The organism is Microcoleus sp. BR0-C5, assembly GCF_036705045.1.
GTDB lineage: Bacteria > Cyanobacteriota > Cyanobacteriia > Cyanobacteriales > Microcoleaceae > Microcoleus.
On sequence record NZ_JAUBTR010000003.1, the window covers coordinates 54,338 to 80,359 of the forward strand.

General features: G+C 45.5%; 23 protein-coding genes. 11 read left to right on the top strand and 12 right to left on the bottom strand.

The window, feature by feature from the left end:
• Positions 1-205: 205 nt before the first annotated feature.
• From QUB08_RS02025 to QUB08_RS02040, 4 genes are all read right to left on the bottom strand, one after another.
• Positions 206-2,125 carry a pentapeptide repeat-containing protein gene (locus QUB08_RS02025; RefSeq protein WP_333223024.1) on the bottom strand — a complete coding sequence of 640 codons (1,920 nt, stop codon included), beginning with the start codon at positions 2,123-2,125 and terminating at the stop codon, positions 206-208.
• 129 nt (positions 2,126-2,254) lie between these two features.
• Positions 2,255-2,416: a hypothetical protein gene (locus QUB08_RS02030; protein WP_333223026.1), complete on the bottom strand. Its 162-nt coding sequence runs from the start codon at positions 2,414-2,416 to the stop codon at positions 2,255-2,257.
• Between the two features lie 371 nt (positions 2,417-2,787).
• The gene (locus QUB08_RS02035) at positions 2,788-4,803 is read right to left on the bottom strand and encodes an EF-hand domain-containing protein (RefSeq protein WP_333223028.1); all 2,016 of its coding nucleotides are present in this window, start codon (positions 4,801-4,803) and stop codon (positions 2,788-2,790) included.
• A 409-nt stretch (positions 4,804-5,212) separates the two neighbouring features.
• Positions 5,213-7,276 carry a histidine phosphatase family protein gene (locus tag QUB08_RS02040; RefSeq protein WP_333223030.1) on the bottom strand — a complete coding sequence of 688 codons (2,064 nt, stop codon included), beginning with the start codon at positions 7,274-7,276 and terminating at the stop codon, positions 5,213-5,215.
• A gap of 708 nt (positions 7,277-7,984) precedes the next feature.
• Between QUB08_RS02040 and QUB08_RS02045 the strand changes: the two genes are divergently transcribed.
• From QUB08_RS02045 to QUB08_RS02055, 3 genes are all read left to right on the top strand, one after another.
• On the top strand, positions 7,985-10,462 hold the full coding sequence (locus QUB08_RS02045) for an ATP-dependent Clp protease ATP-binding subunit (protein ID WP_333223031.1): 2,478 nt from the start codon (positions 7,985-7,987) through the stop codon (positions 10,460-10,462).
• A gap of 399 nt (positions 10,463-10,861) precedes the next feature.
• Positions 10,862-11,455, top strand: a complete 594-nt coding sequence (gene lepB, locus QUB08_RS02050) for a signal peptidase I (RefSeq protein WP_333223034.1) — start codon at positions 10,862-10,864, stop codon at positions 11,453-11,455.
• Positions 11,456-11,756: 301 nt separating this feature from the next.
• Positions 11,757-12,080 carry a DUF1825 family protein gene (locus tag QUB08_RS02055; RefSeq protein WP_006632589.1) on the top strand — a complete coding sequence of 108 codons (324 nt, stop codon included), beginning with the start codon at positions 11,757-11,759 and terminating at the stop codon, positions 12,078-12,080.
• A gap of 196 nt (positions 12,081-12,276) precedes the next feature.
• On the opposite strand, the gene QUB08_RS02060 is transcribed toward QUB08_RS02055, so the two are convergent.
• Positions 12,277-14,196, bottom strand: coding sequence for a transglycosylase domain-containing protein (locus QUB08_RS02060; RefSeq protein ID WP_333155583.1), 1,920 nt, complete (start codon positions 14,194-14,196; stop codon positions 12,277-12,279).
• A gap of 307 nt (positions 14,197-14,503) precedes the next feature.
• On the opposite strand from QUB08_RS02060, the gene tyrS reads away from it, so the two are divergent.
• From tyrS to QUB08_RS02075, 3 genes are read left to right on the top strand one after another with little or no spacing between them, the layout of a single operon-like run.
• Positions 14,504-15,736, top strand: a complete 1,233-nt coding sequence (gene tyrS / locus QUB08_RS02065) for a tyrosine--tRNA ligase (protein WP_333223269.1) — start codon at positions 14,504-14,506, stop codon at positions 15,734-15,736.
• Positions 15,737-15,778: 42 nt separating this feature from the next.
• Positions 15,779-16,489 (top strand): orotidine-5'-phosphate decarboxylase, encoded by a 711-nt coding sequence (gene pyrF / locus QUB08_RS02070; protein WP_333223036.1) that lies wholly within the window; start codon positions 15,779-15,781, stop codon positions 16,487-16,489.
• Positions 16,490-16,525: 36 nt separating this feature from the next.
• Positions 16,526-17,107 carry a hypothetical protein gene (locus QUB08_RS02075; protein WP_333223038.1) on the top strand — a complete coding sequence of 194 codons (582 nt, stop codon included), beginning with the start codon at positions 16,526-16,528 and terminating at the stop codon, positions 17,105-17,107.
• Between the two features lie 17 nt (positions 17,108-17,124).
• Here QUB08_RS02075 and QUB08_RS02080 read toward each other — a convergent pair whose 3' ends face one another.
• From QUB08_RS02080 to QUB08_RS02095, 4 genes are all read right to left on the bottom strand, one after another.
• On the bottom strand, positions 17,125-17,421 hold the full coding sequence (locus QUB08_RS02080; RefSeq protein WP_333223040.1) for a hypothetical protein: 297 nt from the start codon (positions 17,419-17,421) through the stop codon (positions 17,125-17,127).
• Entirely contained in the window at positions 17,418-17,738 is a 321-nt protein-coding gene (locus tag QUB08_RS02085) for a hypothetical protein (RefSeq protein WP_333223041.1), read from the bottom strand. The genes QUB08_RS02080 and QUB08_RS02085 overlap by 4 nt, the downstream gene beginning before the upstream one ends.
• A gap of 181 nt (positions 17,739-17,919) precedes the next feature.
• On the bottom strand, positions 17,920-19,749 hold the full coding sequence (locus QUB08_RS02090) for an SUMF1/EgtB/PvdO family nonheme iron enzyme (protein WP_333223043.1): 1,830 nt from the start codon (positions 19,747-19,749) through the stop codon (positions 17,920-17,922).
• A 214-nt stretch (positions 19,750-19,963) separates the two neighbouring features.
• Positions 19,964-20,650, bottom strand: a complete 687-nt coding sequence (locus QUB08_RS02095; protein ID WP_333223045.1) for a uracil-DNA glycosylase — start codon at positions 20,648-20,650, stop codon at positions 19,964-19,966.
• 167 nt (positions 20,651-20,817) lie between these two features.
• Between QUB08_RS02095 and QUB08_RS02100 the strand changes: the two genes are divergently transcribed.
• Positions 20,818-21,489 carry a phosphoribosyltransferase family protein gene (locus QUB08_RS02100; protein WP_333223047.1) on the top strand — a complete coding sequence of 224 codons (672 nt, stop codon included), beginning with the start codon at positions 20,818-20,820 and terminating at the stop codon, positions 21,487-21,489.
• Positions 21,490-21,531: 42 nt separating this feature from the next.
• Positions 21,532-21,828: a hypothetical protein gene (locus QUB08_RS02105; RefSeq protein ID WP_333223049.1), complete on the top strand. Its 297-nt coding sequence runs from the start codon at positions 21,532-21,534 to the stop codon at positions 21,826-21,828.
• Positions 21,829-22,017: 189 nt separating this feature from the next.
• On the opposite strand, the gene QUB08_RS02110 is transcribed toward QUB08_RS02105, so the two are convergent.
• On the bottom strand, positions 22,018-22,389 hold the full coding sequence (locus tag QUB08_RS02110; protein ID WP_333223051.1) for a VOC family protein: 372 nt from the start codon (positions 22,387-22,389) through the stop codon (positions 22,018-22,020).
• Between the two features lie 297 nt (positions 22,390-22,686).
• Between QUB08_RS02110 and QUB08_RS02115 the strand changes: the two genes are divergently transcribed.
• Positions 22,687-23,016 carry a hypothetical protein gene (locus QUB08_RS02115; protein ID WP_333223053.1) on the top strand — a complete coding sequence of 110 codons (330 nt, stop codon included), beginning with the start codon at positions 22,687-22,689 and terminating at the stop codon, positions 23,014-23,016.
• 3 nt (positions 23,017-23,019) lie between these two features.
• On the top strand, positions 23,020-23,922 hold the full coding sequence (locus QUB08_RS02120) for a HEAT repeat domain-containing protein (RefSeq protein ID WP_333223056.1): 903 nt from the start codon (positions 23,020-23,022) through the stop codon (positions 23,920-23,922).
• A gap of 37 nt (positions 23,923-23,959) precedes the next feature.
• On the opposite strand, the gene QUB08_RS02125 is transcribed toward QUB08_RS02120, so the two are convergent.
• Entirely contained in the window at positions 23,960-24,580 is a 621-nt protein-coding gene (locus tag QUB08_RS02125) for a histidine phosphatase family protein (RefSeq protein ID WP_333223058.1), read from the bottom strand.
• 55 nt (positions 24,581-24,635) lie between these two features.
• On the opposite strand from QUB08_RS02125, the gene QUB08_RS02130 reads away from it, so the two are divergent.
• On the top strand, positions 24,636-25,103 hold the full coding sequence (locus QUB08_RS02130; protein ID WP_333223060.1) for a hypothetical protein: 468 nt from the start codon (positions 24,636-24,638) through the stop codon (positions 25,101-25,103).
• Between the two features lie 148 nt (positions 25,104-25,251).
• Here the strand turns inward: QUB08_RS02130 and QUB08_RS02135 are convergent, their stop codons facing one another.
• Positions 25,252-25,578 carry a hypothetical protein gene (locus tag QUB08_RS02135; RefSeq protein ID WP_333223062.1) on the bottom strand — a complete coding sequence of 109 codons (327 nt, stop codon included), beginning with the start codon at positions 25,576-25,578 and terminating at the stop codon, positions 25,252-25,254.
• Positions 25,579-26,022 lie beyond the last annotated feature (444 nt).

The window sequence follows — 26,022 nt, forward strand, 5'->3', positions numbered from 1 at the left end:
CTGTCATTTCATCAAAGCCTGTTACCAGTTCATGGAGCAAGGCAACAACTTCTTGAGCGGACATTGTATGTCTCAGAAATTAAAGAGTAATCTCTCACCATTCGTAGCGAACACTTTTCCGTAACCCAAAGCTTTTCTACTCAAGGTGTCGTCACCATTTTAGTAGAAAAGCATACCTCAAAGTCATAAAAAACTTGGCATCAGTTTATTTATTTGTGACCCCATCTTCCAGAGACTTATACTTTGATCCATCAGGCATAACAGCACCTTCGAGCAAAGCACCACTCAGGTCAGAAATGCTAACTTTAGCACCTTTGAGATTTGCACCAGTTAGGTAGGCACTCTTCAAGTTTGCACCACTCAAACTAGCATCTCTCAAATCTGCACCACTCAGGTTCGCATTACTCAAGTCCGCACAAATTAAATTAGCATTGCTAAGATTCGCACTACTAAGATTAGCCTGAGTCAAGCTAGCAAAACTCAGTTTTGCATGACTTAAATTTGCACCACTAAGTTTAACCTGACTGATATTAGCATTATCTAAATTGGCATAAGTCAAATTAGCATTACTCAAGTCGCTTTCCATCAAATGGGCTTTACTGAGATTGGCATGAGGAAGATTAATATCTACTAACTCCGCACCAATAGCATCCAAACCTCTAAGAGAAACACCATCCTCATTCAAATCTTGGAGTGCCAGAATTCTGGCATAGCTAACTTTTACGCCGTGTGCTGCATCAACCGTGCTCCAAGCTTGGTAGTGAAATTGCTTTCTGCGATCGGGTGCTTCCTTAATGAATAAAATTAAAGCAACGACAAGACTGAGAGCATCAACACTCTCCAGAATCTCTCCAATCAGAGAATTATCATCCGCCCCCACATAAATTATGATGAACAGAACGGCTGAAACACTAGCCACTAACCAGGCTGGTTGCGTCCAAAAATTATCAATGAATTTTTCTAAAATTCCTTTGAGAACTTCACCCAATTGCTGAACGAATGATTGACCTTGAAATTGCTGATAACTCTCAGTTATTTTCGAGAGCATTTTGGGGATAATTTTACCATCCAACTGAATTAATCCTAAAGGCTTTTTCTGTTCCTCGGTTGGCGGCGCGATCGGCTTAGATTCGTTCAGTAATTGTGTCTTTGATTCTTTTGGCTGATGGTGGGTGACATCTTTTTCATCTGGGACAACATTGGGTGTAGAAACAACACCTGCGCCTTTTAGCATCAAACCAGTAATTGTTCTGTAGGCATCTGTCCATGCCCGCTTTACTTCGGGAGTCCAATCTTCTTGGAGATACTGCTCAAAAGTCATCAGCAGTGCGTCTCCAACTGGCCCATAATATTTGGGGATTACCCCATAGCCGATGTGTCTGCCTCCCAAGGCATTGAGAACAGGCCCTAAAGCTGCTGGAGAGCGGAGATTTTCTACTACCAATACCAAAGCATTTATCAGCTTTTTCTGTTGCTTTTCTATCTCAATATTGGCAAACAGCGGTTTATATTCTGGGTGAGCGATGAAGAGGTTTTCGTAGAAGCTAGCGGCAAATTCATCAGCACGAGGTTTGATTTTATCGAAACTGCTTTCCAGTACATCTACGGCTAACTCTGGCTCTTTTTCGGGAACTGATTCTAGTGGGTGATTAGCTGCTATATTTACCTGTTTGTCTGGAATTATCTCTGTTTCTAATTGAACTTCTTCATGTGTCGTTTCTACCCCAGCGCCTTTTAACATCAAAGCAGTAATCGCGCCGTAGGCATCGATCCATGCTTGTTTGACTTCAATAGTCCAATCTTCCTGAAGATACTCCTCAAAGGTCATTAGTAATGCTTCTCCAACTGCCGGGTAAGAATTGGCGATCGCTCCATAACCCACGTGTCTCCCTCCCAGTGCGTTTAGAACTGGCCCTAAAGCCTCTGGAGAACGAAGATTTTCTACTACCAAAACCAGAGCATTTATCAGCTTTTTCTGTTGCTTTGCCATTTCAGTATTGGCAAACAGTGGTTTCACTTCTGGATAAAGTTTAAACAGGTTATCGTAGAAAGTAGTGGCAAATTCATCAGCACGAGGTTTGATTTTCTCAAAACTTTGCTCTAAAAGTTCAACATTTAAAGACATATTTTTGTTTCTCTTTTGAAAGGTGATGCTCCCTTGTCTAAAGACCGGGTTTTTTAACTATCCGGCTCTGATAAATGCTTTTAATAGAGAGTTGGAAGAGAGTTTCTTTGCTTACGCCAGGGCAAAATATTACAAACTCAAATTTTCCAATTCTTGAGACACCATAGCCATAAACTCTCCTGCATCGTTGATGCCCATTTCTCCTAAAGCTTTCCACTCTTCACTGCTGTAATCTAAATCGAGTCCCATCACCTCTTGAGTCCAATAGGGCAAATTAGATGGGTTTTCCATTAGCTCACAGGTGATCCTTAAGATTTCTGTTCCGCTCATCTTTTTTCTAACCTTTGTGGCCAAGCAAAAGGAGAACAATTTCGCCAAATTACTTTCTGGTGGGATGGCTATTAGAAATGCCATATTTTGTGCTAGTACAAACTTGTCTAACTTCATTGGATATTTTCCTCGTTTTTCGATATTCAAGTAAGGTTTTTTGGGAGATGACGGAGAGCAAGTTCAGGAATTACGCAAAAGTTCAAATAAACCGGGTTTCTCGACGGATAGAAATAGCCAGAAAGCCTATTTTACGTCAAAGAACCCCGGTTTCTGTGTAAGTCCTAAACTTATGACTCTAGCTGAATATCATAAATCAATTGCCAGAAGTTTTGCTAGAAATTTTCTTTCCTATAGCCAAACCCGTATTTATGGCAGAGATTTCTCAATTGTACCGATAGTCCAGGAGGGCCGCAGAAATATACGTCAACTTTATTGGGCGCGTGTTGCTGTGCTACATCGCGGAAAATCTCTTCCCAGTCGGGACGACCAGTTTGTGTACGGCTCTTTAAACCTGTAATCAAATCAACCTGCGTTTGGGAATGCATCAAATCCATTGCCACAAATAGGGTGCTGGATTTCATATCTGACTTTTGTTGGGCACCTGTCAGATACAGATTAATGTCAAATAGGTTCTTAGTGTCTTGGGCTTCGATTCTGGATAAGAGTTCAACAAACCATTCAAACGCTTTTTGCTCTCGGTTGAGCCAGTAAAAATGTACCTTTTGCAAACGCATTCCTGAAGAACCGTGTTGGCTTCGGTACAGCATACTTTTCAGAATAGAGGCAAAGGGAGTTACGCCAATACCCGCACCGATGAGAATAGCGTACTTAGATTCAAAGATATGGGTACTTGGTGTCCCATAGGGCCCATCTAAATGGACAAGCACTCCAGGCTCGTATTTAGAGTTACCTGACCGTATCCATTGCTCGTGCTGTTCTCGGAAAAGTTGATATAATTTTCCAGTCCAACTGCCCGCAGAGCGTATGTGTACAGATAAGACATCCTGCATTTCGGGGGCGCTACTAATTGTGAATGGATGCCATTCATATTTGGAGAGACTGGGACATTTAACAAACACGTAGTCCCCTGGTTGATAGTGGAAAGATTTCGGACGTGCAATTTCCAAACCTAGAACTTTGGAGGGGAGTAAAGAGGCATTAACTACATAGGCAGGCTCTTTTGTATTCTGGCGGCGAATAACCAGTTCGATCGCGAATCCCACAACAGGTAACAACACCCACTGCCAAAAAACTGGCCCGTGAACTAACGCCAGGGCAAACCACACGACGTACAACATATGAGCTGTATAGAAAAGCGCAAATTTTCCGCCTTTACGGATTGGAGCTTGCGCTGTCACCCACATAACTGCGAAAACTAGCAGTAATAAAAATCCTGACAAGCCAGCCTTCGTTGCAAAAAGACTTTGTGCAAAGGGAACCGGCAATGTGGTGTAATTGAGAAAATGCGCGATCGTATGGACGATCGCAAAGGCAAACATGAATTGACCCACGAGCTTGTGAAACTCGATGCCCTCATCTATCGGCAGATAGTTGTTGATCCTCGTTTTGCGAAGCCAAGTCATAAAATGCCGCAGCATGGGAATCAGGATCAATGCCCCGTTGAAGTTGAGCGCTGCGCCACATCCCCGCGCAATTTGAACGTACACATTTGCGCCTTGACTTGCATATCGATCGACAGCCCCAAAGAAAAGAACCAGATTGGCAATAAGATAGAGGGACAAAAAAGCGATCTTGACCCAGTTGTTTTGAATATAATGCTTGATGTACGCCTTTGGCGACCTTTTCTCTTTGGGCGCAACTGCTATGGCGTCGTCGTCTGGCTGGCGAGGTTTTAACCAGCTAACCGGGCTAACTGCCATCGCCTCAAGCAGATCGGGATGCTTTCCGATTAAACCTTTGAACTCTTCAAAAGAAATTTCGCCACTTTTATCGGTATCAGCTTCTAAAAACAAAATGTCAACCAGACCGGTAACTTGTTCCGGCGGAAAGGTTAAATTATTTTCCTTCAAGCTAGCAGCAATCAAGTGAGAAACTTCGTCTTTTTCGATGGAGCCATCCCCGTTAATGTCGTGCAATTGATAAGCAAATTTTAGTTTTTCTTCTTCTGTGGCAAAGACAAGTTCTTCTACTGTTTTCAGAAATTCCTCGATATCGATAACGCCACTTTTATCGTTATCAAACATCGCAAACATTCGCTCGGCAAAATATTCGTCTTTCAGCCCCATAGCTTTCTTAAACTCTGAGCGATCGATTTGTTGGTCTTTTCCAGCAATCTTGGTAAAGACTTGTCGCAATTCCTCTAAAATTTTTCTCGGAGTATCCATCATGAGATTAACCTCGGTTTTTTTTGTTTTCCAATTTTTCGCCAGTTATGGAGCCAGCTAAAACTATCATTATTGCATTCCTGCATACAGCAGTCGGACAAATAAGCATGACATCATTTCTCAAATTTGAATATGATGTCATGCTTAAGCTGTGGAGCATTTAAACCACTAAGGATCGTCAATTAAATAATTTCCCTTTTTTCTTGTGGGATGGGCGTCCCGCCCGCCCAGAAAGGACGGGCGGGACGCCCATCCCACAACAGTCATGAAAAGTGGATTTTATTTAATTCTCATCCCTAACGAGGCCAGTAGGGTGCGTCAGCTCTATCGCTTCCATCGGCAAGGGAAACGCTGCGGAATGACGCACCATACAATACTATTTTAAATGCTCCACAGCTTATTGATCCAAAGTTTAGATTTGAGCAACGTTAAGGTTAGCAACCAACCCATACGTTGATATGTACTCTTCTAACTCTGCTAAATCAACACTGCCATTTTTATCGGAGTCAAGAGTATTAAAAAGATAATCAGTGATGTAGCTTCTGACTTCTTCAGAGCTACGTTCGCCTGTTGTCATATCTTCGATTAGCCCTAACAACTCCATAATCTCAGTTCGTTCTAGCGCCTTACTTCCATCCGTATCCAATTGCATGAAAAGCTTTTTGATATCTGCTGTTGCCACTCTCGAAGAACGCAGTGTTTCTCTCAGTATGTCATTGCCAAATGAATTCATGAACAATATCTGTTCGATGAGTGGTATGCAGAAGAACCCCAGCGCTGCCCAAAAAATTGCATATTTTACGGCTTGGGGATTGGCAGTTGCACTAACTCCGATGAAAAGAGCAGCCCAAAGGAAAAAGTTGGGATTCACAAGCAGGATGTAAGCATCGCGAGCTTCTGCCTTGCTAAGCTTGCCATTCGTAAATGCTGAGGTTAATACAGCCAAAACCCGCATTGAGACAAAGACCAAAGTTGCCAATGCTAGTTGTTGCAGACAAGCGAGCGAGCGATTCGGATCGGTTGAAGAAAATAGATCCGAAATGAAGGTTGATGGAGTAAACTGAAACCCTGTTGCCAAGGCCATGAATGCGACAGCAAGCACTCCGATGAATTTCCAGTTTTTACTGTGGTGGTTTGATTCAACAGGGGATTTGTCGCGCCAAAACTGGGCGATCGCACCCGGTATTGCCAGACCTAAAATTAGAATAATGCCGAAAAATATCAGGCTGTCAACGTTAATGGGTAAATTGGCAACCTTCAATGTAGCCAGAAGCGCCAGTGGAGCAACGATTGATAGCGTTCTTGACAAAAGAGCCGACGGATAAAGATTACCGCCCCAAAGCACGGATAAAACTGGGGAAGTAAGGGCTGGCGGAACCATCCAAAACAGCACCCACAAAACTTTGTACAGATCCGCTTCAGTCTGATACAAAAATCCAGAAAATATTAAAAATAGCCCAACTGCCCATCGCACTGCCATCCACCCGTAAACGAGATACTTTACAGTAGAGGTTACTTTGCGTTTACTCGCTGCAAAGTCAATGTCTAAGTAGGTATAAAACGTTGAGGCGGCAAGACACGCAACGATTATTGCTCGAAATAGGACTGACGGAATCCCTGCTTCTGAGGTGCTGATTGCCCTTGCCAAGCTTCCCAGCAAGAAGGCGGTGGCATAGATCAAAATCGCCCACATAATTGAAAGATCGTTGATCTCTTTCCGCAGGGAAGCAGCACCGCCGGATTCCTTATCGCGAAACTTGACGAGATCCACACCGCTGAGAGCTTTACCATTGGGGAGTTTTAGGTGTTTATAAGCTGTCGGCGGTAGACCGCTTAAATAAAGTGCTAGAGGCTCCAATACATATTGGTGGCACACTACTAGAACTGTTTCTCCCCGTTCCAAGTGCGGTACAATTTTGTCTTCGTAGAAACGGGCAGCGCGAGCGTAAACTTGGGCAATCTTTTCGCCAGCCGGGGGTGCTTCGTTATGTGAATGCAACATTTCCTCGAAGCCTTCGTAGCCAAGAGCAAGACGCAGCAGATTCAGGTTGCGACCAGCAAAAATGCCAAAGGATTTTTCGCTAATTCGATGGTCTATCTCAACCGGGGTATTTGGCGACTTTAGTGCTTGACTTTCAGCAAGGGCAATTTCACAGGTTTGCCTAGCGCGTCTCATGTGAGAGACATATACTGCGTCAAACTTTGTACCTTTTTTCTTGAGGTCAACACCTGCACGGCGTGCCTGCAATCGGCCAAAGGATGTGAGGTCAACATCCAGAACTCCTGCAAAAATGTTGCGTTCGTTACTGGTACTTTCACCGTGCCGAATAAAGTAGACACGTCCTAGCTGTTCTGCATTGAATTCTTTTGGTGAAGCTGCAGAAGTTGTTGTAGCTGCATCGTGGAATTTACTTGTAACTTCGATCGATCCATTGTCGGTACTTTCTACCTGGTCATCTAAGTTTTTAGTGTTCATTATTTACTTTAACTACGCCTTAAACAGGATTTAGATTCTTTTCCACGATTGAAGTTTCAGACTTTTAAGTTCAGACGAGTTAACGACAAAAGCACTCTGCTACGAAAGCAAGGTCTTGAACCATGCTGAGTATAGTCTGAGGCAAACTCCTCGGAGTGTAGCAACGCTCACTAATTGCTCAGGAGCGATCGCACAACCGACAACAGGAAGAATACCCAAATCTTTAACGAATCGGGGGCAAAATTTAAGATAAAAAAAGCCCTGCTCGCTCTCGCCCTCCCAAAGCAACAAATTCTTGAGAGGGGCTGCAGCTTAAGGATGAGTTTAGGGGATCGATCGCCCATCTAACTAATAAGTTTTGTGCAAAACCCGGCCTGTACTTCGAGAATTATCACTTTTGCAGCTAGATGACAGCCAAAAAGATTATGCTAGAATCCATCAATACGCAGTCGTAGGTTGGGCACGGGCCGAGAAGAGCAATCTTCTTGCAGTCTAGGGGAGGTTGTAGGTCAGCCACCATTTGGGTCTTCCCAGTTGAAAGCCACCCTGCAACATGAGCCTGGAATCTGCAACCGCAGCCGAGTGCGGCAGATAGGTTGGGAGTGTCGCGCTAGAATAAGCAGTACGAGTTAACACTCGAACACAAACGCTCGTTGTGCGAGCGTGACCTCGAAACGGGCACATAGCAGCAGGTGATGGGAATAAATCATGTTTGAACGCTTCACAGAAAAAGCAATAAAAGTAATCATGTTGGCCCAGGAAGAAGCTCGCCGCCTGGGTCACAACTTCGTAGGGACAGAACAGATCCTCCTGGGTCTGATCGGTGAAGGAACCGGGGTTGCAGCTAAAGTCCTAAAATCAATGGGGGTCAACCTCAAAGACGCTCGGATTGAAGTGGAAAAAATTATCGGCCGCGGCTCTGGTTTCGTAGCAGTCGAAATTCCGTTCACTCCCCGCGCCAAGCGGGTTCTAGAACTATCCCTAGAAGAAGCTCGCCAACTCGGACACAACTATATAGGTACTGAACACCTGCTGCTGGGCCTGATCCGCGAAGGTGAAGGAGTAGCGGCTAGAGTCTTAGAAAACCTGGGAGTAGACTTGTCGAAAGTCCGCACCCAAGTGATTCGGATGCTGGGAGAAACCGCAGAAGTCGCAGCCACTGGTGGCGGCGCTCGCACCAAAACCCCAACCCTCGACGAATTTGGAGCCAACCTCACTCAGATGGCGGTCGATGGCAAACTAGACCCAGTAGTCGGACGCCAAAAAGAAATCGAACGGGTAATTCAAATCCTCGGTCGCCGCACCAAAAATAACCCGGTGCTTATCGGGGAACCCGGAGTCGGCAAAACCGCGATCGCCGAAGGTCTGGCCCAGCGCATTGCTAACAACGACATCCCAGACATCCTCGAAGAAAAGCGCGTTGTTACCCTCGACATCGGCTTGCTGGTTGCCGGTACCAAATACCGGGGCGAATTTGAAGAACGCCTCAAAAAAATCATGGACGAAATCCGCACTGCGGGTAACGTGATTTTGGTGATTGACGAAGTGCACACTTTGATCGGTGCGGGTGCTGCTGAAGGGGCGATCGACGCGGCCAACATTCTCAAGCCGGCTCTGGCAAGAGGCGAGCTCCAGTGTATCGGCGCTACCACCCTCGACGAGTACCGCAAGCACATCGAGCGCGATGCAGCCCTAGAACGGCGCTTCCAGCCCGTGATGGTCGGCGAACCCACCGTTGACGAGACGATCGAGATTCTCTTCGGTCTGCGGGAACGCTACGAACAGCACCACAAGCTGAAAATCTTGGACACGGCCCTGGAAGCCGCAGCCAAACTCTCTCACCGATACATCTCCGATCGCTTCCTCCCAGACAAAGCAATTGACTTGGTAGACGAAGCTGGTTCTAGAGTCCGATTGATCAACTCCCAACTGCCCCCCGCAGCTAAAGAACTTGACAAAGAACTCCGCCAAGTCCTCAAAGATAAAGACGAAGCGGTGCGTTCTCAAGACTTTGACAAAGCCGGCGAATTGCGCGATCGGGAAATGACCATCAAAGCCGAAATTCGCGCTATTTCCCAAGCCAAAAAAACCGACTCGGCCCGCACCGGCGAAACCGACCCATCGCCAGTTGTCACCGAAGAAGACATTGCTCAAATCGTGGCAAGCTGGACGGGAGTCCCGGTCAACAAACTGACCGAATCCGAATCCGAAAAGCTGCTGCACATGGAAGATACCTTGCACCAGCGCTTGATCGGGCAGGAAGAAGCAGTGAAAGCCGTTTCCCGCGCCATCCGTCGCGCTCGCGTTGGCTTGAAAAATCCCAATCGCCCGATCGCCAGTTTCATCTTCTCCGGGCCTACCGGCGTCGGCAAAACCGAACTCACCAAAGCCCTAGCCGGCTACTTCTTCGGTTCCGAAGACGCGATGATTCGGTTGGATATGTCGGAGTACATGGAACGGCACACCGTCTCCAAACTCATCGGTTCCCCTCCGGGCTACGTCGGCTACAACGAAGGCGGCCAACTCACAGAAGCAGTCCGCCGCCGTCCTTACACAGTCGTGCTGTTCGACGAAATCGAAAAAGCCCACCCCGATGTCTTCAATATGCTGTTGCAAATATTGGAAGACGGCCGCTTAACTGATGCCAAAGGTCGCACTGTGGACTTCAAAAACACGCTGCTGATTATGACCTCAAACATCGGTTCTAAGGTGATTGAAAAAGGCGGCGGCGGCCTCGGCTTCGAGTTCAGCGACAACCAAGCCGATGCTAATTACAACCGCATTCGTTCTTTGGTTAACGAAGAACTCAAAAACTACTTCCGCCCAGAATTCCTCAACCGACTCGACGAAATTATCGTCTTCCGTCAGTTGAACAGGGAAGAAGTCAAGGAAATCGCGGTCATCATGCTCAAAGAAGTGTTCGGCCGCTTGACAGAACAGGGAATCACCCTGGAAGTGACCGAAAAATTCAAAGAACGGCTGGTAGAAGAAGGCTACAACCCCAGCTACGGAGCTCGACCCCTGCGCCGCGCCATTATGCGGTTGTTGGAAGACAGTTTGGCTGAGGAAATTCTTTCTGGCCGCATCAAGGACGGCGATATCGCTGTTGTGGATGTGGGCGAGGACGGAATTGTTAAGGTGCTGCAAGGTCAAAAGCGGGAATTGCTGCCCCAAGGCGCTGAGTAAGTTTGAGTTGTGTGCGATTTCGAGTTAAGTTTGGAAATAACCAATCTCGCGATCGCAAACAACTCAAAAACCTCACATAAAAAAGGTAGAGAATTTAAATTCTCTGCCTTTTTTATGAGTTAAGATCAAGAGGAGACTTATTGCATAAATCTTTGATTGATAGGGAAACCGTAGGTGCAACGCAGATGCCTTTCCAGATAGTTTACAAAGGCATACTCTTCAAGTCTAGTAATTAACAGCGACATACTTCAATGGTAAGCTGTACTGCATTTAAATTGTATATTTGGGGCGGGTTCGCGTACCCAGCTCGCTCATGGTTTGATTATTTATTGATATGCAATTTAAATGCTGAGCGAGCTTAATCAGATAATTAGTGGCAACTATAGAGCGAGGACTTTCATGACATCTGAAAAAAATAATTTGGGTACAGAAGTAGCAGAAAAGCCGCCTGAAACCTGGTGGCAGAAAGCGTGGAAGTCGCAGCGAGAAAATCTTCAAATAGTGATTATTGCTTTGAGTTTAGCAATAGTGATTCGAGCCTTGGTCGCCGAACCGCGCTACATACCCTCAGATTCTATGGTACCCACTTTGCACGTGGGCGATCGCGTCGTAGTCGAAAAAATTTCCTACTACCTCGAACCTCCCAAAACTGGCGACATCGTAGTATTTGCCCCGCCCGAAAAGTTGCAAGAACAAGGCTTTACCCAAGACCAAGCATTCATCAAGCGGGTAATTGGCTTACCGGGTCAAACCGTCGCCGTTAAACAAGGTTTAGTTTATCTCAACGACAAACCCCTCGTCGAAAAATATATTGCCGAACCTCCTAAATACCAGTGGGGGCCTTATCGCGTCCCAGACAATGAATACTTTGTGATGGGAGACAACCGCAACAACAGCAACGACTCCAGCAGGTGGGGATTTTTACCTAAGCAGAATATCATCGGCCGCGCTGTAGTGCGGTTTTGGCCTCTAGAACGCATCGGGGAGGTTTGAAGTCAGTGGACTGTTGACAGTGGACAGTTGACTGTTGACAGTGGACAGTTGACTGTTGACAGTGGACAGTTGACTGTTGTCATCGCAAGCCCGATGCCCGATGCCCGATGCCCGATGCCCGATGCCCAATGCTCAATGCCCGATGCCCAATGCCCCTGCCTTATGCTGTACGGAAATTTCTACTAATTCTTGTACCTTGAGGGGTAGGGACTTCCTCCGGCAACTGATAAAATGGTACAAAAAGCAGCGGGTTTTCTCGCCTAGATCAAAATTAGTTGAATATTAAAAAATTAGGAAAGCTATGGGATTTTTTGATTCAGAAATTGTTCAGCAAGAAGCCAAGCTGTTGTTTGAAGACTATCAATCTCTCATCAAACTAGGTGGCAATTACGGCAAATTCGATCGCGAAGGCAAGAAAATGTTCATCGCTCAGATGGAATCGATGATGGAGCGGTACCGTATTTTTATGAAGCGCTTTGAGCTGTCGGAGGACTTCATGGCTCAGATGACTGTAGAGCAGTTAAAAACACAGCTCAATCAATTTGGCATCACGCCCCAGCAGATGTTTGAGCAAATGAACTCAACGCTGGAGCGGATGAAATCTGAGCTGGAAAAACAATCTTAGTGAGCAGAAGGAAGAAGGAAGTTCGGCAACGGATTGTGTAACGGATGTAACGGATGTCAGGAAGAAGGAAGTTCGGCAACGGATTGTGTAACGGATGTAACGGATGTCAGGAAGAAGGAAGAAGGAAGAAGGAAGATAAAACAACTAAGGGGTAATTTTCAACTACTGCCTACTCCCTACTGCCCATGCCCAATAATTAAGGGCGCTCAAAAGATGAAGCAGGTTTGAAACTTTCTGCGGGAACTCCCTGCAAAGCTTGGCTCATAAAATCGCGCCAAACAGGGGCGACAATCCCACCGCCAGTAGCACCGTAGCTCATCGGTCTATAATTGTCGTTGCCCATCCAAACAGCCACCGACAACTGCGGCACGTAACCCACAAACCAGATATCCCGTTCTGAGGAAGTTGTACCAGTTTTCCCAGCAGCCGGCCGGCCAAGTTGAGCCGCCCTTGCCGTTCCGCTGGTAATTACTCCTTGCAGGGCGCTGTTGACAGATGCTGCCGCCCAGGAATTGAGGACTAATTTGGGTTTAGGCGTATTGTCGAGCAAGACGTTGCCGCTGCTGTCAGTGACTTGCACGATAAATGTGGTGTCAGAATGCCAGCCGTTGTTCGCGAAGGTAGCAAAAGCTCCGGCCATTTCTAAAGGAGTGAGGTCAACGGCACCCAAGGGCAAAGAAATCACCGGTTCCATCGGACTTCTGATGCCGAGCACCCGGCAAATCTCAATCACTTTATTCAATCCGACTTCTTGCCCCAGCTTGACGGCGGGAATGTTCAGAGATACTTCCAAAGCTCTGCGGATGCTGACTGCACCGGAGAAGCCGCCGCCGTAGTTTTGAGGGTAGTAGTAGCCGTCGCCGTCGCGGTAGCCGACAGGGGAGTCGTAGACAACTGAATCGGGGCTGTATTTCCCGCTAGCAAAGGCAGCGTAGTAGATAAAAGGTTTAAAAGAAGATCCGGGCTGGCGGCGTGCTTGAATGGCGCGGTTGAACTGGCTCTTTTCGTAATCGACGCCGCCCACCATTGCTTTGACGAAGTGGGTGCGGGGATCGACGGCGGCTAGGGCAATTTGACCTTCATCGCGATCGTAAAACAGCCCTTGGTAGTAAAGCCGATTGTGCCACGCTTTGACTGTTTCTTCGGCTATGCGCTGCATTTTGAGGTCGATCGTGGTTTGAACGCGCATTCCTCCCTTAACCACGGCATCTCGCCCGAAACGCCTAGTCAATTCCTGGACTACGGCTTGTGTTACGTAAGGAACTTGAGAGCCGCCAAAAGAGGTAATTTTGCCTAGCTTAATTTTTTCCTGGCGGGCTGCAGTTTCTTGGGCCGGCGTAATCCATTTAAGATCCTTCATGCGGCCTAAAACGAGGCTTTGCCGCTCTTTTGCCAACTTGTAATTGACGAAAGGACTGTATTCTTCGGGGGCAGAAATTAAGCCGGCCAGCATCGCTGCTTCTGAAAGAGTCAAATTACTTGCTGATTTGTTGAAATAGCTTCGAGAGGCTGTCTCTACGCCGTACAAGTTGTGACCTAAGTAGATTTGATTGAGGTATAGTTGCAGAATTTGGTCTTTGTTGAGAATTTGCTCCAAGCGGATAGACATTACCGCTTCAGCTACCTTGCGACTAAATTTTGACTGGGGAGAAAGAAACAGGTTCTTGACTAGCTGCATAGTCATAGTCGAGCCCCCTTCCACGGTTCGACCTTTCTCTAGGTTGACTATCAGAGCTCTGGCTATCCCGCCGGGGTTGATGCCTTTGTGGGTAAAGAAGTTGCTATCTTCGATCGCCAGAACTGCTCGTTTCAGGTGCGGGGAGATTTGGTCAAGGGGTACGACATCCCGGTTGGCTTCGTCGTGGATGCTGGCTAGCGGCTTGCCGTTGATGTCGTAAATGTGGGTAGTTTCTGTGGGAGAGTAGGTTTGCAAGATCCGAACATCTGGCAAATTGCGGAAGCTGATCGCTAAGCCAACCAGTCCACCAGCGACTACGGAACTGGCAAGCATTGTCATGCTGAGTATGGTTCCGGCGGTCACTTTACTGACTGACTGAACAAACTCGAATACGGGGGCTGAGTTTTCCGTGTTATTGCGGACTGCGTTGGTTGACACGTGGATTTCACTTCCTCACTCGATTTGGGGTTTAAGACTTTTAATTTTAGATGCGAAACCTAGATACTGTCAGTCGATTTTAGATTTTAGATTTTAGATTTTAGATTTATTCCACAGATGAATCTGGGAGTTTGAACAAGAGTCTAAAATTTGGGGATCTCCACGACTGTTGTCGGGGGCTGGTATCCGTTTTTGGGCGGGGTCAGCTAATGAAAGCCGGTCAGCTTTGGGATTATAGTAGCTTGATAGTTATGTTTTTATGCGTCAACCAGTGAGTGTAACTAATTCTGCTGCACTTTGGCAAAATATGATGGACGATCGCTCCCCGATGATAACTCCTAACCTTTCAGCGCTTTACCGCGGCGTCAGCGAGATTTTTCCAGATCGACCTGATTCTAGCAACCCTGACGAAAATTTAGCCCTACTGCTGGCAACAGTCGATCGACCGTTGCGCGTCAAACTGGGAATTGACGCCACAGGGGCGGACATTCACTTGGGACACAGCATTTGCTTCCGCAAGCTGCGGGCTTTTCAGGATGCCGGTCACACAGCCGTACTGGTCATCGGAGATTTTACCGCAAGAATTGGCGATCCGACAGGAAAGTCCGAGATGCGAAGCCAGTTGACGGCCGAACAAGTCGCGGAAAATGCCAAAACTTATTTAGACCAAGTGCGACCGATTCTAGATTTTGACACGCCCGGACGTTTGGAAATTCGCTATAACTCCGAGTGGTTGTCAAAATTGGACATGGCGAAGATTTTGGAACTGCTAGGCACGATGACGGTGCAGCAGATGCTCGCTAAAGAGGGATTTGATAACAGGATGCAGCAGGAAAATGCGATTTTCCTGCACGAGTTTCTGTATCCACTAATGCAGGGTTACGATTCGGTGGCTTTGGAAGCTGATGTGGAGTTGGGGGGAAGTGACCAAAAGTTTAATATTGCGGTGGGGAGAGATTTGCAGCGCCATTTTGGGATGAAACCGCAGTTTGGTTTGCTGATGCCGATTTTGATCGGGACTGACGGGGTGCAGAAGATGTCGAAGTCTTTGAACAATTATGTGGGTTTGTCGGAAGACCCGCTGACGATGTATTCTAAGTTGGAGAAAATTGCTGATAGTTCGATCGCCCAATATTTTGAACTATTGACAGATTTGCCACTTGATGAATTGCCAGAAAATCCGCGAGAAAAACAGAAACTTTTGGCTTTGGATGTGGTGCGCCAGTATCGGGGGAAGGAAGCGGCGGAACGCGCACAACAAGATGCAATTGCGCTGGTTAAAGGTGCTGCGGGACAAGCTGATGCTGTGGCGGAGTTTTCTTTGGCAAGTGTGCAGTTTCCGGCTAAGTTGTTTTATATTCTGAGTGCTAGCGGGCTTTGTAAAAGCAGCGGTGATGCGCGGAAGTTGATGCAGGGCGGCGGGGTGAAGTTGGAGGGCGATCGGGTTTCTGATGTTAATCTTACTTTTGAATCACCTGCTGATTTATGCGGTAAGGTTTTGCAGGTTGGGAAGAATAAGTTTGTGCGATTGGTTTCTTGAATCTCTTTTTTAACCGCAGATGAATACTGAAGATGAACGCTGATGAACGCTGATAATCGAATTATTGTTGCTTTGGATGTTTCGAGTCAAGAAGAGGCGATCGCACTTCTTGACAAACTCCCGCAAGTATCTTTCTGGAAAGTGGGTTTGGAACTGTTTGTGAGTTCCGGGCCGGGGATTTTGGAGATTTTAAAACAGCGGGAAAAGCGGATTTTTCTCGATTTGAAGTTTCACGATATCCCGAATACTGTGGCTGGTGCTTGTCGGGCGGCTGCTAAGTATAATGTGGATTTATTGACTATCCATTCTACTTGTGGTAAGGATGCTTTGAAAGCGGCACAATTGGCTTTAACTGAAGGGGCGGCGGCTGTCGATCGACCGACTCCTAAGTTGATTGCAATTACTCTATTGACGAGTTTGAATTCGCGACAGTTGGCTTTTGAGTTAAAAATACCTTTGGAGTTGCCAGAATATGCTTTGCACATGGCATTGTTGGCTAAGGAAACGGGTTTAGCTGGGGCAGTTTGTTCTCCGCAAGAGGTGGAACAGTTAAGAATGAGTTGCGGGGATGATTTTCTGTTAGTTTGTCCCGGTGTGCGTCCGAAATGGGCTGATGGGGGCGATCAAAAACGATCGATGACTCCAAAGGCTGCTTTGAAAGCTGGTGCGGATTATCTGGTGATTGGGCGCCCGATTACTGCTGCGGATGATCCGGCGGCGGCTTTTACACGTATTTGTGAAGAGTTGGAGTAACAATATGAATGTTTTTTAAACCGCAGGTAAATACAGATGAACACAGAGAAAATTTCATCAGCGTTTATCTGTGTTTATCTGTTAACATCTGCGGTTGCAAGTCCGACTTTAGCCGTTAATTTTGCGACCAATCATGCTAACAGTATAAACGCAAATCGGTATGGTTTGTTAGTGCGATCGCCCTGTCCCGCTGATTTAGAAACTTTGGTCGATCGTCTGTTGCAAGATTTGCCGAGTTATGCTAATCGCGTAATTGTGCGATCGAACTTTTCTCCTAACACTAACACACCGCCCAGTTACCTGTCCCGTCAAATAATTGTAGCAGGTCGCCCGGAGTTTCAACCGCTACCTTTAAATTTTGAAGATGCGCTTCCTGAAAATGCCAGTCAAGCTTTTATTACTACTTTAGAAACGCAGTATCTGGGGGGAAAGCGAGTCGAAATTCAGCAATATCACTGGCTGTTTTTAGCTAAAACCGAGAAGGGGTGGGAATTAGTAAAAATTGTTTCTCGGTTTGGTACAGTGGCGGATGTTCGCCCGTTGTTAGCGCCAGAAAGTGAGAAAAGCGCAATTGCTGAGGCGATTCGTTTGTGGTTGCGAGATTGTCATGCAAAATGAGAAGATAAGACGGCGGTTTAACTATTGAATTCTCTAGCCAAGTTCTGTTTGATTTCCAAATATGCTGCTTCTTCTAGTTCTAGTCGTTCTCGAATTAGGCGAATAATCCACGCTTGAACATCTGTCTCTTGATGCAATCCCGCTAAAAAAGCTGCTTTTATGGCAATTTCAGAGGGAAGGGATAAAGAAGTCGGCTGTTTTTGAACAATAATGGGAGTTTCCCAAGCTGAGTCATTGTTAGCTTGGCTTTCAACTATTAAATCAATTTCTGGTTCAGAGAGTGTTTCTTGGGTTGTGGGATTGGTTGAGTTCATATTGGCCATCCGGTAATCAGGCGAACTACGTTATTTGGCTTTAGTTGAAATATAATTTTGATGGTGCGTCCACCGTAAGTTGTACCAATTAATTGATAGCGATCTCGGTAAGATTTGTTTCGTCGCACTTCATAGTCAGACAAGAAACATTGCACAGCTTCATTGAATGTAACTCTGTGTGCAGCCAGTTTATCTTGCTCAAAGTCATACTCAAATTCATAAGGGGTGAAGTTATTCCAGTCTACCACCGTTTTAGGGATTTTATAGGATTGCCATTTGATTATATCAGTGCGATCGCATTCCCTCTCATCGCCCAAGACTCAAAAAACCGGGTTTCTGCGAAATCTTGGGTTAGTGACGAGATATCTAGGAAGAAACCCGGTTTCTGAGCCCCCGACGCTCAGAAAGTGAGAAAAGCGCAATTGCTGAGGCGATTCGTTTGTGGTTGCGAGATTGTCGTACACAAGGAGAATTGTAAATGGCGAAGAGTTCACGCAGTCATAAGACAACCCGAAAACCAATGCGGGTGCCACCGAGCGGGAAAGCATCTAAACGATAAGCAGAACGGCAAAGCCACGGAAAGCCAGACCAACAGCCCCCGCGCGTCCACCGCGGTCGCTTATCATTTTCAGATAGAAGTAATAAATCAAGATAATTTTTATAACGATTATCATTGCTATTATCATCCCATACGCTGCCATCAGTTGGTGCTACGTTATAGTTGTGATAATAGTCATAATAACTATTATTCAAGGGGTCAGCGCACCATTCCCAAACATTGCCGTGCATATCGTACAAACCAAAGGCATTAGGGGGAAAACTGCCTACATTTGTAGTTTGTTCTTGATACTGACCTTTTGGTAAATTATTATAATCATAGTCGGCATTATAGTTAACCTGATTAGTAGTAATTGTTTGACCAAAATAGAACGGTGTAGTCGTACCAGCGCGACAAGCATATTCCCACTCTGCCTCACTGGGCAAGCGATAATTGTGTCCGGTCTTTTTAAAAGACCTAGCACAAAATTCCACAGCCTCATACCAATAGACTTGATCTACTGGTCGATTATTACCTTGATTACCTGTGAAAATAGAGTGGCCTTGCTTGAGGTCATATTGAATCTTTGGCAATTTAGCTACAGCTTTCCACTGTGCTTGAGTAATAGCATATTTTCCCATGAGGAAAGGTTGAATTGTTACCCGATGTTGCGGTCTTTCGCCACCGCGGCTTTCTGGCTCATATTCCGGCGCACCCATTGTGAAAGTTCCACCGGGAATAGCAATCATTTCCAAATTTACGCGATTACCCAAGTCTTCAGTAAAGGATTGCAACTGAGAGAATTTTGGTTGAGATTTAGCTGATATTTGAGTAGATGCTACTGGTGAAGGCTGAAAGGGTTTTGCTTGTGGTGGTGCTGATATTTGAGTAGGTGCTAATGAGACAGGATTAAGAGCTTGAAATACTTCGACTGCTGATTGATAACGCGCACCCACTGGAAACAGGAGCATTTTATCTAATACTTGCCCCAAGTCATTGCTGAGAGAAACTGCTTTATTTCTCCATACCCATTCCATCTGCATCGGGTCAAAAAGTTCGTCAACCAAAGTTCCATTTTTTTCTACCAGCAAACACCCGGTTAATAACCGAATGCAAGTTACACCAAGACTATACAAGTCACTCGCTGGAAAAACATGACCTTGCATTTGTTCCGGTGCCGCATAACCAGGAGTGCCAGTCACAGTTCCCACTCTAGTCAAAACACTACCGCTCAATTCCTTGGCAACTCCAAAGTCAATTAAGACTAGAGAACCGTAAGAATTTCTAATGATGTTTTCCGGCTTAATATCTCGGTGAATGACCTTTTGCTTGTGCACAAAATCTAATATCGGTAGCAATTCAGTTAGTAAGTGCTTAATCTGTTTTTCGCTAAACTTTCCCTGTTTCTGTAATTCTTTTAATAAATCTTCCCCGTCTATAAATTCTTGTACTAGATAGAAGCGTTTATCTTGTTCAAAGAATGCCAATAAATCAGGGATTTGAGGATGTTTACCCAAATCTCGCAGTCTCACTGCTTCTTGTTTGAATAACTCCGTCGCTTTCTGAATAGCTGCACTCCCTTGTAGTTGTGGGAGAAATTGTTTAATCACACAGATTGTATCAAGTCGATGTTCATCTACCGCTTTGAATGTACGGCCGAAACCACCTTCGGAAATGTATTTAACTGCACGGTATCTGTCTCCGAGTAGCAGTTTGTTTCCGCAGCGTTGGCAGAATTTTGTGATGCCTGGGTTGGGATGCTGGCAGTCGGGATTAAGGCATTGACTCATAAAAATTTTGGGATTTTAATATTTTAAGATTAACACAATTTACGTATTGTAATGCAAGTTTCCAACAAGCTATGATTTGACGATTAGGCCCTCGATATCCCCTAGCCCCCCTCCTTAATAAGGGGGGGACAAGAATGAGCATCAAAGTCCCCCTTTTTAAGGGGGATTTAGGGGGATCGAGACTAGGGTAAAAGCGAGATTTATCATGTTCTCTTTAACTTACTGTTTTAAATTCATCCAATTTAGCCTTGATAGCTTGCATATCTTGCCACATATACCATTTCGGAGTTTCCGGTTCGCGGGAGGGATTTCGCAACAAGTACGACGGGTGAAAAATTGGCATACACAAACGATTTTCCCATTCAATCCATTGACCTCGAATTTTACTAATGGGCCGCTTGTCGCTTAGCAAACCTTTCAGGGCTGTTGCACCGGTTAATAAAATAATTTTGGGGTCTAAGATGCGAATTTGTTCGAGCAAGTAAGGTTTGCAAGCTTCGATTTCTTTTGCTGTCGGAGGGCGGTTGTTGGGAGGACGACATTTGATGACGTTGGCAATGAATACGTCGGTTTCTGCACTCAATCCCACGGATTCTAAAATCTTATCTAACAGTTTGCCCGATCGCCCGACGAAGGGCAATCCGGTTTCGTCTTCGTTTTGTCCGGGCGCTTCTCCCACAATCAAAATTGAGGCTTGAGGATTGCCGCGCCCGATGACAGCGTGAGTGCGCGTATTGCCTAATTCGCAGCGGTGACAGCGGTTGCAGTGCTCGCCGATTTGTTCCATATTTTGATAAGTGCCGGGAGGAATGGGAATTTTGGCATTTGCTGGTATTGAGTCAGTTTGGAAAGTGGCACTTTGATTGTTGTCAAAAAGGCTCAGTTGCAAGTCGCTGGACATAAATTTTACAATTAGGGAGATTTTTTTGAGTCTAGAGTTTATAGTTTAGATCGGGTTTGGTGATTTGAGTTTGGCTAGAAGCTTGTATGGGATGCTGTCGATCGCACAATATCAAATTAATACTCGCAAGTCTCACATTATTTCGTTGAGCTCGTACAGGCAAAAATATGTTCTCTAACCCGTTTTTTGACGATCGCGCCGATGCAGGCGAAAAACTGGCCGAGGCAGTTGTGGACGAGTTCGGCAAGTTGAGTTTAATGACACAGAAGGCGGTGAAACCGATTGTTTACGCCTTGCCGCGCGGGGGTTTGCCCGTTGCTGTGCCGATTGCGCGTCGCTTGGGCTGTCCTTTGGATGTGGTTGTCGCTAAGAAAATTACTCGCCCAGATAATTTAGAATTGGCGATCGGGGCTGCAACTGCTGATGGTCACGTCCTCTGGGAAAAGCAAAAGCAGCACAATTTACGCTTGCAAAAATCAGCTTTGCCCCTGGCCCAAAATAATGCTCAATCTCTGCTGGCAGATTTGTCTCCGGGGCGCCCAAATATCAGCGCGGCGGGGGCTTTGGCGATTTTGGTAGATGATGGCATTGCTACGGGGATGACGATGGCTGTGGCGGCTAAGGCTTTGCAGTCGCAGCAACCGGCGGCTTTGTGGATTTGCGCGCCTGTCGCCCCGGCAGATTTGATGGGATTTTTGACCGAAATGGGCGATAAGGCGATCGTCCTGGAGACTCCTCACCCTTTTTACAGTGTCAGCCGCTTTTACGGGCAATTTCCGCAGGTTGAGACGGCTGAGGCTTTAAGGTGTTTGCAGCAACAAACTGAATGGCGATCGTAGGTTAAGCTAGAAGGCTAAATCCAAAAGCTCGATCGCTAAAAAATGAGACCTTGGCAATATTGGTTGGAGACTTTGATTCTGTCTACTCAGCACAACCCGCCTCGCTTTGTTGAGTTGGTGATGTTGACTTTGGCGATGATTTTGCTCGGGCTGTGGGGTGTAACATTGCAGTGGCAGTATTTAACGCTGTCTTTGAGTTATCTAATTGGTTCGTCTTTTTCAATTTTGGTGCGAGAATCCCTCGACCCGCGGCCTCAATTTCAGCTAACTCACCTGACTGCTTTGTTGTTATTAATATTAATTATCAGTTTTTATAGTTTTGCTGAACTGATTAGATAGTTAAGGCAGTTTTGATTTGTAGAGGCGGGTTTTACAATGTCATTGCGAAGGTGGTGAAGCAATTGCATAAGTTATATAGCAATCCTCAGCGGGTTGTGAACTAGATGTTTTTTTGAACGAACCGCGAAGACGCGAAGGAAGAGAAGAGAAGAGCGAGAGTTCACAAATCATTAGCCATCATCCTACATTCTAATGGGGTTGATGTAAAATTATGCGGTTGCCGGCAGGATCGAAGGCATAGATTTCTAGACCGTGAGAAGCTTTGATAATTTCTCCGCTGGGCGGATAACCTAAAGCCCAAATTCGGGCGATCGCAGTTTCGATATCGCTGACTTCCAGACACAAACTCATGCCTGTTTTTGCTCGATTTGCAAATTCTGATTTGTGGGAATCTTTGGGTTTGAATATGCCCAGTCTTAAGCCTGGGAGTTGAAATTCAGCATAAGTATTGGGAATATAAGGGTTTGGTTCTATGTCTAGAAATTTTGTGTAAAATTTAACGAGAACTTCCTTTTCAAGGTCGGCTAAAGTCACTAGGGCGGCGCTGTATTGGAAACTCATATAAATTGGTAATGGGGGATTACTAATGGAGAATTGGTAATATTATACAACATTCACTGCGATATCAAAACTTCGGAGATAAAAGGGAGTGACTGTGCAAGTCTTGGTATAATCAATTGCTCGCGCTGCAATCCCTTTACTATTCAAAGTGAGATGAATCCAACAGGAAATCAAGAGAACCAGAATCTTAGAAGACTCAGAGTCACTCCAACAACCCCAGATTCTAGGTTGATTGAGAATCGAGAATCTAGATTTCCGCGTGCAGTTGCTATGGCGATAGATGATGCTCAAGAGGTTATGAACGATCTCTATCGGGAAGAGGCAGAGTACGGAGATGGAAGTTGTGCTTTTATGGTGATGAAAGAACAATTTGAAGGGGGAGTAGAAAACCCGCCAATGTCCCTCAAAAAAGGAACTCTCCACCATACAAAGTGCCGTCAATATATTTCACATTTTAAAAAAAGATTGCTAGATTTGCCGTCTGAGCCTAATGAGCCTAAAGAAAAGATTACTAGAGAAATCAAAAAAATGGAAGAGGCGCTACAATGGGCTGAAGACTACCGCAACGGCAACAATCCGGTGATTCCTCGATGGGCAAACTCTTGGAAAGATCAGTTAGGAAAATAATCAATGGACATTATTAAGCGAGAGATCACTTACAAAACACCGTATCAGGGCAGGAACTGGCGGGATACAAAGTATGAGCTTCCTATCAAGCCAAAGGACACTCTGAGTTTCTGTGACTTAAGAAATTGCAGTCTAGAAGGACTCGACTTATCAATGGTAGAGTTCTTTGGTTGCCGTCTGAATGGTACCTTATTTAAAGCTGCCAATTTGCATAAAACGCAATTTATTGGCTGTTTTTCTTCGGATGATTATCCGCCAACAGATTTTAGTCGTGTTAGTGGCTATGCGTCTGTAGTACATTCTCACCTTCACTACAAAGGCGAATTTATAGGAGATTCTGTTTATATTGACGATAATTTTTGGATGGGAGACAGTCTAGAGTCCAAGTGGCCTGATGTTGTGGCTGCTGCTGCTACCGAAACACTTTCCGATCGCAATGATGTCAGATATAATGCTGCAGGCAAATTAGGAGATTTAGATAATCCTGTTGTTGCTCCCATACTGGCTTGTCTCCTCGCTGACGATGAGTGGGATGTGCGATCGATTGCCCTCGAAACATTAGGAAATCTAAGGCATCAGGAATTCCCGCAGGGTGACAATATTTTATTGCAGTGGATGTTCTTACGTCTCGGAGATCGACATTCGATTGTACGGCAGACAGCGAGAAACCTTGTTGAGATTCTATCACCACCAAACGATGTATTGCTGGCTTCTATTAACCGGATGATGTCGTCGGAGTCTGAGGAAAGAATTGCGGGCGTACTTGCTGCTATTGAGTTGTGCAGGCTAGACGAACAATATTCGAGTTTGCTGGAACCCAAAATTATTGAGAGTCTCTTGTCGGATGAAGAACCTGATGTTCGGCAAGAATGTTCCTATCTTCTAGAAATTTTAGACGATTGTTAGAAACTTTAACCGCAATCTGCTGTAAATCTATACCTCCTTAAAATCCTCCAATTCGTCCGACTATTTGGATTTTACCTTGTCGAGATCCTTTGAGTATCACAGCTTCGCCGCTTTGCGGTACAATATCAGTAATCGCAGTAATATTTACTTGATGAGTTACGATAATAATCGCGCCTTTAGTGTTGCGGTTGTCAACAATTAATTTGCGAATGGTCGCTGTTTGTCGGGCTTCTTTGCTGCTGTCGCTAAAGAACGAGTTCAACGCTGGGAACGGTTCGACTTTGCCTAAATTTATCAATTTTGCTGTTTCTAAACACCGACACCACTGACTCGATAAAACTCTGGCCACTTTGATGTTGCGGTTGCGAAATTCGGCTCCAATTTGCTTGGCTTGGGTTCTTCCCTGTGCTGATAAATTGCGCTGGGTGGAACATTCACCCAACTTAAAGTTAGCAGGATCTCCGGTTCCTGGGGCGATCGCGTGTCGCATTGCTACCACCAAACCCGTCTCCCCCCGCTGCAACAATTGCCACCCTGCTTGAGTTGGCGCGTTGGTTGCTGCGTCAGAACTTGCAGTTGCAGTAATTAAGCCGATCGACAATACTAAAGCTAGCGTTCCGAAAAACCATTGACCGTTGAGGTAAATCCGCGCAGCCATTGGTGCAGAAGTTAGAAATTATCTTATCATATTATAATACAACAAATATTGCTCTATGGAACTCACCAATTTTATTGCTCTGTCTGTCATTATTGCCCTCGTGCTGGGGATTGGGTTTGGAACAATGACTTGGGCTTACTTCGGCAATGGCAGCATTTCTGTACTCTTTAAAGAACCAATTTTAACTTACCCAGAATTTCCAGATACCGACAGCGGCAGTAAAGCTTCCGTTTATTTTCAACAAGGAATTGAGGCTTATCAGTCAGGAAAGTACCGCAAAGCAAAAGATAAATTTACCAGCGCTTTAGAACAAGTTTCAAATTTAGCAGAAGCTTATCACAATCGTGCCTTAGCTTTTGCAAATTTGCGATCGGATGACGAGGCTGTTGCAGATTTGATCCGTGCCAGCGAATTATATCAACAGCAGGGTGCAGGATTTGCGATCGACACGATTAAACAAAATCTGGCAGCCTTGAAGCAGCGCAAATTAGAACGAGAAAAACAAAAAGCAGTAGCGACATAAATTATTATGTTGGGCCAGTGAAACTCCACCCAACCCTAGATTTGTGAGCGAAAAAACCCGGTTTCTTGAGTATGGTTGGGAGAAACCGGGTTTGTTTACAAAATTTTTATTAAAAGTGAAACTCAAGATTTAACCTTCTCCAGCTCAACTAAATTGTTCTGGAATCTTCTATTTGGTCGATTTTAGCAATCATCATTTCTCGGCTAGGTGCCACAACTCGATAATTAGTAATGGGATCGTAAGCTTCCCATTCTTGAGTTACTTCGCTGTCTTGCCACAAAAACCATTCCCGGTAAATTTCGCCGTCATCAATGTCGCCGCATAGGGGAAGCCAATCATCTCCTCCCAAGCTCTCAAAGTCTCCTCCTACTAAGTCAATCCAAGCTGCAAGGATACAAGAGTCAATAGCATTATTATTAACAGCAACGGTGTTAGATTCAATAGAAGTTTCGGGAAAACAAAGTGTGGATTTCATAACCTGTACCTGAATGTTATGTTATTAATTTATAAAAAAATCCTCTACGGCAGTGACAGCAGAATGCCACTATCCCAACCTCCACAGTTCCCACCTCGAAAAACCGGGAAACCCAAAGCGCTCAAATGCCGCTGCTGTATGACTTGAGACCGCTTTGAGTCAAGTCGCTACAGAGGCTAAATTGAGCCACTTTGCCAACTGGCATAGAAGAAAGCCCGATCGACAGATATTGCTGGCGAAGGATCTCCCGCATTGAGGAGCAAAGACAGCGCGACTGCCAATTGTATACTTGGTAAGTTGGCGAGTTTCAGTACAGTTTTTGTGATAAAATTAGTAACAACCGGACTTTCCTACCGACAGCCCGGTTTGGTCAAAAGCTTTGCAACGGTGGTGCGATCGCCAGTTTTGATTTATTGTTAAATTTGCCAAGTCCCGATCGACTGT

What these genes read in the sequence shown, in the direction of transcription:
- QUB08_RS02025 (WP_333223024.1), bottom strand. Translation starts at nt 2,125, where the DNA reads ATGTCTTTAAATGTTGAACTTTTAGAGCAAAGTTTTGAGAAAATCAAA.
- QUB08_RS02030 (WP_333223026.1), bottom strand. Translation starts at nt 2,416, where the DNA reads ATGGAAAACCCATCTAATTTGCCCTATTGGACTCAAGAGGTGATGGGA.
- QUB08_RS02035 (WP_333223028.1), bottom strand. Translation starts at nt 4,803, where the DNA reads ATGATGGATACTCCGAGAAAAATTTTAGAGGAATTGCGACAAGTCTTT.
- QUB08_RS02040 (WP_333223030.1), bottom strand. Translation starts at nt 7,276, where the DNA reads ATGAACACTAAAAACTTAGATGACCAGGTAGAAAGTACCGACAATGGA.
- QUB08_RS02045 (WP_333223031.1), top strand. Translation starts at nt 7,985, where the DNA reads ATGTTTGAACGCTTCACAGAAAAAGCAATAAAAGTAATCATGTTGGCC.
- lepB (WP_333223034.1), top strand. Translation starts at nt 10,862, where the DNA reads ATGACATCTGAAAAAAATAATTTGGGTACAGAAGTAGCAGAAAAGCCG.
- QUB08_RS02055 (WP_006632589.1), top strand. Translation starts at nt 11,757, where the DNA reads ATGGGATTTTTTGATTCAGAAATTGTTCAGCAAGAAGCCAAGCTGTTG.
- tyrS (WP_333223269.1), top strand. Translation starts at nt 14,504, where the DNA reads ATGATGGACGATCGCTCCCCGATGATAACTCCTAACCTTTCAGCGCTT.
- pyrF (WP_333223036.1), top strand. Translation starts at nt 15,779, where the DNA reads ATGAACGCTGATAATCGAATTATTGTTGCTTTGGATGTTTCGAGTCAA.
- QUB08_RS02075 (WP_333223038.1), top strand. Translation starts at nt 16,526, where the DNA reads ATGAACACAGAGAAAATTTCATCAGCGTTTATCTGTGTTTATCTGTTA.
- QUB08_RS02080 (WP_333223040.1), bottom strand. Translation starts at nt 17,421, where the DNA reads ATGAACTCAACCAATCCCACAACCCAAGAAACACTCTCTGAACCAGAA.
- QUB08_RS02090 (WP_333223043.1), bottom strand. Translation starts at nt 19,749, where the DNA reads ATGAGTCAATGCCTTAATCCCGACTGCCAGCATCCCAACCCAGGCATC.
- QUB08_RS02095 (WP_333223045.1), bottom strand. Translation starts at nt 20,650, where the DNA reads ATGTCCAGCGACTTGCAACTGAGCCTTTTTGACAACAATCAAAGTGCC.
- QUB08_RS02100 (WP_333223047.1), top strand. Translation starts at nt 20,818, where the DNA reads ATGTTCTCTAACCCGTTTTTTGACGATCGCGCCGATGCAGGCGAAAAA.
- QUB08_RS02105 (WP_333223049.1), top strand. Translation starts at nt 21,532, where the DNA reads ATGAGACCTTGGCAATATTGGTTGGAGACTTTGATTCTGTCTACTCAG.
- QUB08_RS02110 (WP_333223051.1), bottom strand. Translation starts at nt 22,389, where the DNA reads ATGAGTTTCCAATACAGCGCCGCCCTAGTGACTTTAGCCGACCTTGAA.
- QUB08_RS02115 (WP_333223053.1), top strand. Translation starts at nt 22,687, where the DNA reads ATGAACGATCTCTATCGGGAAGAGGCAGAGTACGGAGATGGAAGTTGT.
- QUB08_RS02120 (WP_333223056.1), top strand. Translation starts at nt 23,020, where the DNA reads ATGGACATTATTAAGCGAGAGATCACTTACAAAACACCGTATCAGGGC.
- QUB08_RS02125 (WP_333223058.1), bottom strand. Translation starts at nt 24,580, where the DNA reads ATGGCTGCGCGGATTTACCTCAACGGTCAATGGTTTTTCGGAACGCTA.
- QUB08_RS02130 (WP_333223060.1), top strand. Translation starts at nt 24,636, where the DNA reads ATGGAACTCACCAATTTTATTGCTCTGTCTGTCATTATTGCCCTCGTG.
- QUB08_RS02135 (WP_333223062.1), bottom strand. Translation starts at nt 25,578, where the DNA reads ATGAAATCCACACTTTGTTTTCCCGAAACTTCTATTGAATCTAACACC.